The organism is Mesobacillus sp. (genome assembly GCF_049588175.1).
Classification (GTDB): Bacteria; Bacillota; Bacilli; order Bacillales; family Cytobacillaceae; genus Mesobacillus.
On record NZ_JBAVFI010000325.1, the window covers coordinates 1 to 1,736 of the forward strand.

Here is a 1,736-nt window from a genome sequence, read left to right on the forward strand (position 1 = left end):
GATTATATTTAAAAAGAAGGGTCTCATGTTGGGATCGGTCGGCAAAAAAAGTGTTCCTAAAAGGGCTTTAGGAACAACGATCACAGAAATAAGCCTTCATCATAACTTAACTGCACATAAAAAGCACTTCACCTTTCGCCAAACTTTTTTCTCTCCTTCGCTCTTTCCATAAAAAACCACCATTGTTTAAACACATTAAAAACAATCTGCTAAAGCATAATAAATTGGGAGGTGAAAAAGTTGAAATTTTTACTGATTCTTGGCTTGATGCTTACTACAGGTAGTATAAAAAATGATGATAAAATCTCTATTTACTGGGATGGGGAACCTGTAGCAGAAGTGCACCGATCCGATTTCTCTATCTCATGGTTCGGATATCCGATCTTAAATGACACAATGCTAGAAACCTTAAATAATCAGCTTGCCAGGCAAGTCACAAAGCAGCCGGTAAATGCAGGTTTGGATGATTACGGAAGAATCATTCCGGAAGAGGTAGGATATAGTTTAAATCAAAGGAAGTTTAAAGAACAATTCACTAACAGTTTTTTCGATACCAACTCATCAAAGATTCTTGTTCCAACACTGCCGGTACATCCCAAAGTTGACAGTGAAATAATCGCCAATATCCGTACTAGACTAATTGGACATTACATAACTTATTTTAACAGCGGAAATATGGAGCGATCTCATAATATTGCTTTGGCATCTGAAGCCATAAACAACCACGTTGTTTTTCCAGGGGAAACATTTTCTTTTAATAAAGTGGTCGGCAAAAGGACTGCATCAAGGGGATACCAGCCTGCGCCGATCATAGTTCGAGGGGAACTTTCCGAAGGAATTGGCGGAGGTATTTGCCAGGTTTCCTCAACCTTGTATAATGCAGCAGATCGATCAGGCATGAAAATCCTTGAACGATATTCGCATTCTAAGCAAGTACCATATGTTCCACCAGGACGTGATGCAACTGTAAGTTGGTATGGTCCAGACTTTACGTTTAAAAACAGATACAATCAGCCTATTTTGATACGAGCAAAGTCCTACTACGGAAAAATGGTCGTAATGATTTATTCATCGGAAGAAATTAATATTGAAAAACGGAAAATACCTAGTACAAGCAGTCTAATTCCAATCCCTGAAGAAGCTTATTAGAAATACACCGGAATCCTTCTGGAATAGGATTCCTTTTTCTTTACATCTTATGGAAATTTTATGTAGACTATTGGTAATGGATGGTAACGAAATATATTTTCATAGGATGTGAGATGCTTGCCTAAAAAGAAAAATCAAACCCCACTCCGGGTGAATATCCTGTTCTTTTCTGTATTTTTCCTTTTTTCACTCCTGATTCTGAGGCTGGGGATCGTTCAAATAGTCCACGGAGAAGATTATAAGCGAGAAATAGAACGAAAAGAAGATTTCACTGTTAATAATCCCGTTCCACGCGGCAAAATGTTTGACAGAAATCTTAAAGTTATTGTAGACAACAAGCCCATTAATGCGATTACTTATACAAATGAGGGCACCTCGCAAACAGATATGCTCATGGTGGCAGAGAATCTCGCGAAACTCATCTACCAGAAAACGGAAAAAATTCAGGAACGGGAGAAAAAGGATTTCTGGATTATTAGAAACCCTGAAGAAGCACGAAAATTAATTACGAAAAAGGAAATGGATTTATTTAAAGATAAAAAACTTAAAAACAAAGACCTTTATAACATACAGCTTGGTAGAATTAC

General features: G+C 37.4%; 1 protein-coding gene and 1 pseudogene. Both read left to right on the plus strand.

Annotation, left to right across the window (positions count from 1 at the left end; translation table 11 throughout):
* Positions 1–267: 267 nt before the first annotated feature.
* Positions 268–1,149, plus strand: a complete 882-nt coding sequence (locus WB217_RS08010; protein ID WP_423992294.1) for a VanW family protein — start codon at positions 268–270, stop codon at positions 1,147–1,149.
* Between the two features lie 117 nt (positions 1,150–1,266).
* A pseudogene (locus WB217_RS08015) lies at positions 1,267–1,736 on the plus strand (penicillin-binding protein); the annotation flags it as partial.

What these genes read in the sequence shown, in the direction of transcription:
- WB217_RS08010 (WP_423992294.1), top strand. Translation starts at nt 268, where the DNA reads ATGCTTACTACAGGTAGTATAAAAAATGATGATAAAATCTCTATTTAC.